General features: G+C 44.5%; 7 protein-coding genes and 1 pseudogene. 6 read left to right on the top strand and 2 right to left on the bottom strand.

The window, feature by feature from the left end:
- Window positions 1-389: pseudogene (locus tag CV014_RS29390) on the bottom strand (glycosyltransferase family 9 protein); the annotation flags it as partial.
- A gap of 175 nt (window positions 390-564) precedes the next feature.
- Here CV014_RS29390 and ispD point away from each other — a divergent pair.
- The 4 genes from ispD to CV014_RS29370 all read left to right on the top strand — a co-directional run bounded on the left by ispD (window position 565) and on the right by CV014_RS29370 (window position 2507).
- Window positions 565-1245, top strand: a complete 681-nt coding sequence (ispD, locus tag CV014_RS29385) for a 2-C-methyl-D-erythritol 4-phosphate cytidylyltransferase (protein WP_236145234.1) — start codon at window positions 565-567, stop codon at window positions 1243-1245.
- A 202-nt stretch (window positions 1246-1447) separates the two neighbouring features.
- On the top strand, window positions 1448-1975 hold the full coding sequence (scpB, locus tag CV014_RS29380) for an SMC-Scp complex subunit ScpB (protein WP_236145233.1): 528 nt from the start codon (window positions 1448-1450) through the stop codon (window positions 1973-1975).
- Window positions 1976-1978: 3 nt separating this feature from the next.
- Complete coding sequence (locus tag CV014_RS29375) at window positions 1979-2170, top strand: hypothetical protein (protein WP_236145232.1); 192 nt, start codon at window positions 1979-1981, stop codon at window positions 2168-2170.
- A complete protein-coding gene (locus CV014_RS29370; protein ID WP_236145231.1) occupies window positions 2160-2507 on the top strand; it encodes a DUF760 domain-containing protein in 348 nt (115 codons plus the stop codon). The genes CV014_RS29375 and CV014_RS29370 overlap by 11 nt, the downstream gene beginning before the upstream one ends.
- A 155-nt stretch (window positions 2508-2662) precedes the next feature.
- Here CV014_RS29370 and CV014_RS29365 read toward each other — a convergent pair whose 3' ends face one another.
- On the bottom strand, window positions 2663-3868 hold the full coding sequence (locus tag CV014_RS29365; RefSeq protein ID WP_236145230.1) for an HhoA/HhoB/HtrA family serine endopeptidase: 1206 nt from the start codon (window positions 3866-3868) through the stop codon (window positions 2663-2665).
- A gap of 123 nt (window positions 3869-3991) precedes the next feature.
- Here CV014_RS29365 and CV014_RS29360 point away from each other — a divergent pair, with 123 nt between their 5' ends.
- Both CV014_RS29360 and CV014_RS29355 read left to right on the top strand, forming a co-directional pair.
- On the top strand, window positions 3992-4183 hold the full coding sequence (locus tag CV014_RS29360; protein WP_236145229.1) for a hypothetical protein: 192 nt from the start codon (window positions 3992-3994) through the stop codon (window positions 4181-4183).
- Window positions 4184-4264: 81 nt separating this feature from the next.
- Window positions 4265-4888 (top strand): LysM peptidoglycan-binding domain-containing protein (locus tag CV014_RS29355; RefSeq protein ID WP_236145228.1); only part of this gene is annotated, 624 nt, incomplete at its 3' end.

The following is a 4888-nucleotide window of genomic DNA, read 5'->3' as shown; positions in this document are numbered from 1 at the left end:
AGTTACGGCTGCGTACTGAGATGATTTCAACGGCACAGAATTGGTAAAAAATCCAGAGCCTTTACCTTGGTAGCCGATACGTGTGGGATTCCTGTTAACCAGAGAAAAAGACCCAATAACCAACTTTGACCAACAGTAATGACTACTTCATACTCGCGATCGCGAATTGTGCCTACTAGGTTGCCCCAATCTGCCAGGCTGTTACGGTCTTTGTAATCGAAAGCCAGCACCTCATTGACTGACTTACTCACCCGGTAGGCAGCCTTTGACCGGGGTTCGGTAACGACATCTAGTTGCGCGTTGGGATAATGTCTCTTCAAGTCGTCTAGAGTCGGAAAGAAGAGAATTTGATCGCCAATTCCGCCAGGTACAAGGGCTACTACTCGCATAATAATTATTGACGCTTACTCGCTCCTTATTTTAGGTGAATATAGGTATTAAGGATTGGGGAATTGGGTATTGGGCATTGGGCATTGGGCATGGGATGTTAATTATTTCCCCTAAACCCCTAAACCCCTACACCCTTACACCCCTACACCCCTAATTTAAAGATTGAGGATTGTTGTGTATTTACTAATTCCTGCGGCCGGTGTCGGCAAAAGAATGGGGAGTCAACGGAATAAACTGCTGTTGCAGGTGCGATCGCAATCTATTCTGGCTTGGACTCTGTTGGCTGCACAAGCGGCTGAGGAAATCTCTTGGATAGGGATTATTTCTCAGCCTACTGACTGGCCAGAATTTAAGGAAATTATCGCTAATTTACGGCTAACTAAGCCAGTAGAATTAATTATTGGTGGTGCCACCCGTCAAGAGTCAGTTTATAACGGCTTACAGGCACTGCCAACAGAGGCAGCGCAAGTTTTAATTCACGATGGGGCTAGATGTTTAGCCACGCCAGATTTACTCAACGCCTGCGCCCAAGCTATACGTAAGTGTTCCGGCTTAATTGCAGCCGTTCCGGTAAAAGACACAATCAAAGTTGTGGATGGCAATGGCATAATTCAAAGTACACCCGACCGTCAAAATTTGTGGGCAGCCCAAACCCCCCAAGGATTTAACGTCCAGTTGTTGAAACAATGTCATGCTGAAGGTATCCGCCAAGGTTGGGAAGTCACCGACGATGCGGCATTATTTGAAAAATGCGGCATTGAAGTGCAAATTGTGGAAGGCGAAGAAACCAACCTCAAAATTACTACTCCCCAGGATTTGGCGATCGCTGAATTTATTCTTGGCAGTCGAGGATAGGGCAGGGGGCAGGGGGCAGGGGGAATAATTCTGATGATACTGGCTTTTTACTTGATTATTTGTGGGATTTACCTTGACTTAAACAACGAAAAAAGGTATAATCCCACACACTTATTATTGTAAAGTTATTAAACCTCAACAGGAAAATTCAATACACAAAGTTCAAATTTTGAATTTTGAATTTTGAATTTTGAATTGATTTATGACCACAGCCACAGCGACCACGATAGAAGCGATTCTCTACTTAAAGGGTAAACCTTTGTCCCTGGGCGAAATCGCCGAGTATGCAGCCTGCGATCGCGCTACGGTTGAAGAAGGCATCATTGAACTAATGGACAGCTACGCCCGCCGAGATAGCGCACTGGAAGTTATAGAAACACCAGCAGGTTATAGTTTGCAACTCCGTCCTGACTTCCATGACCTAGTACAAACATTGATTCCTGTAGAATTGGGATTAGGAGCATTGAGGACACTCGCTGCGATCGCCCTCAATAGTCCCATCCGCCAAAGTGATTTAATTAACCTACGCGGCTCAGGAGTATATCAACACGTTCCCGAATTAGTGGAACTTGGTTTTGTTCGCAAAAGACGTGACCAAGAATCCCGTTCCTACTCGCTACAAGTCACATCAAAATTTCATCAATACTTCCAAATCGAACAACTCCCCCAAATCTTAGAAAATAGCCCGAAAGAACAGCAATTAGAACTAGAACTGGAAACTGGGGAGTAGGGGTTGGGGACTGGGGACACTTCGACAAGCTCAGTGCATCGCTGGGGATTGGGGACTAGGAGAAAGGAGACAGGAAATTTTTCACCCTTGCCCCCTGCACCCTGCACCAATTCCTCTTCAATTCCCAATTCCCTTGCACGATGGTTTAGAGTAGAATTAGCAACTAAGCTAAAAAGAATTGCCAATGGTGTTTGATCCTGATTTTTTGAACGACAACTCCGAGGAACACCCCAACCAACTGCTTTCCGACCACTTTGGGGAAAACCCCAATCAGTTACTTAAATATCTCCAACATCAGTCTCCAGAAGTTCTAGCCCGTGTTGCCCAGTCCGTCAGCCCGGAAATTAAACAAATTATTTCCCAAAACGTACAAGGGCTAGTGGGAATGCTCCCAGCAGAGAATTTTAATGTCCAAATAACCACCGACAAAGAAAATTTAGCCGGACTGCTAGCGTCGGCTATGATGACGGGTTATTTTCTGCGCCAAATGGAACAAAGGATGCAGTTAGATCATTTGTCTAATGGTCAATAGTTAATAGTCCACAGTCCATAGTCCATAGTCAAAAAGTTACTGTGCAAGGATGAAGGACTAATGAGTGCTGAGTGCTGAGTAATGAGTAATGAGTGCTGACTAATGACTATTGACTAATGACTAATGACTATTGACTATTGACTATTGACCATTGACTATTTTTTAGGATAAGCACCTGACTGTACTTTGACAGAGAGGATTTTGCCACTGCGGTTGATTTCCATCATTAGAACATCTCCTACGGTGCTGGATTCAACTTGTTTTTGGACTTGGGCTGATGTTTTGACTGGTTTATCGTTAATTTTTTGAATTACATCACCAGGGAGCAATCCTGCGCGGTTCGCTGGTGAGTCTTTGACCACGCCTTTAATGACAACGCCAGTTTCCTGTTGAATGTTGAGTTTATTTTCTTGATTGATTTGTTGTTTTCTGCTGGGAGACAAGTCCGTCATTTCAATCCCTAAAAAGGGATGTTCTACGCGTCCTTTCGTAAATAGTTCATTAGCAACACGGGCAGCAGTTTCTATAGGAATGGCAAAACCTAAGCCTTGAGCATCAGCACGAATCGCGGTATTGACTCCTATTACTTCCCCTTGGGCATTTAATAAAGGCCCGCCGGAGTTACCTGGATTAATAGCAGCGTCAGTTTGAATAAAGCTAACCCGTTTATCTGGAACTCCTACCTGTGCGCTGGTGCGGTCTGTAGCACTGATAATGCCGATAGTGACGGTATTATCTAAACCTAAAGGATTGCCGATCGCGATCGCCCACTGTCCAGGAATCAAATTTTGTGAATTACCTAATTTCACCGTCGGCAATTCTTCTCCAGGAATCTTGACGACAGCCACATCTGTAATATTATCAATCCCCACTACCTTACCTTCAAAAGTCCTCCCATCTTTGAGAGTTACTTGTACTGTATCTGTATCAGCTACAACATGGGCATTAGTTAGGACTTGCCCTTTTTCACTCAAAATAAACCCTGAACCTGTACCGCGTTCAATTCTTTCATGGGGAAGTGGTTGTTCATCTTCACCAAAAAAGCGGCGTAATAAAGGATTTTTTAAAGCATCTGAGATAGGATTAGCGACTTTACGCGTGGCATTAATCCTGACAACAGCAGGGCCAACTTTCTGTACAGCGTGAGCAATAAAGTTAACATTATCACCATTAATAGCCCCTGGAGAACCAATTACAGGGTTGGGAGTCACACTTTCTGGGGGTAAAGCCACAGTGACATTTTTGAGTTGTTGAAACGAGCGATTTTGCGGGATGAGATAGCGACTACCTAACAAACCTGCACCACCGCCGATCGCCAATAAAGATAGGTAAACGGCTAGTTGCTTTAATGATAAATTCATAATGATTACGTTTAAGGACAGCAATGCAGTTGCTAATTTATAAGTTTAGTCAAGCAACCAGCAAGTGGACAGGTAAATTTAACATTCGGTAGTTTTTGGTCATGGGGCATAGGGCATTTAATTTTGAATTTTGGATTTTGGATTTTGGATTTAAATCTCCAATTCTTTCCCTTACACCCTCACACCCCTTACACCCTCACACCCCTAAACCCTTACACCCTCACACCCCTAAACCCTTACACCCTCACACCCCTTACACCCTCACACCCCTTACACCCTCACACCCCTTACACCCTCACACCCTTACACCCCTAAACCCCTACACCCCTCTAGAAGACAGAAACTAATAACTAACGACTCACGACTAATAACTAAAGGCTTTCTTAACGGATATCCATGACTGTTCCTCATCGTTTGGTTTTTCTCTGCGGCTTAGTCGGTGCTTTAGGACTAAGCATGATTCCTAACTCAAACAATGTTAGTGCGGCTGTTGAAGGTTGTCCTGTTTCGGCTTTGTCCCGATTTCGACGACATCAGGTAGTCAGGGGTGATACTTTGGTGAGCATCGCCCAGCGTTACAATCTTGTACCAGAAACGATTGTGGGGATGAATCCATCTCTTCAAAATGGTTCACAGCCAGTGGTGGGCAGTATTTTACAAATTCCTCCTTACAATGGGATTGTGGTAGAAGTTCCTAGCGGTCAAACTTGGCGACAAGTAGCAACAAGATATAAAGTCCGTCCCGACGCGCTATTTGAGGTCAACGGCTGTCAACAAAATCCCCGAATTGTGTTTGTACCTGGGGTCAATTGGTCGCCTAATGGTACTTTTACGGCATCGCCTAAAACTAATACAACGCCTACGACCCCAGTACAGTTATCCGGCTATCCTTTTGAACAGACTGCTGAGGTAGGATTGCCCTATGGTTGGCAAATTAACCCCAATACAGGCCAGGTGTTTTTTCACAGTGGTGTTGATTTGTTAGCGGCTGTGGGAACTCCGGTAGAAGCGATCGCCCCA

The sequence above is a fragment of the Nostoc sp. CMAA1605 genome (assembly GCF_021596505.1).
GTDB lineage: Bacteria > Cyanobacteriota > Cyanobacteriia > Cyanobacteriales > Nostocaceae > Trichormus.
Note: the sequence above shows the minus strand (reverse complement) of the source record. Positions and strands in the feature narration are given on the sequence as shown.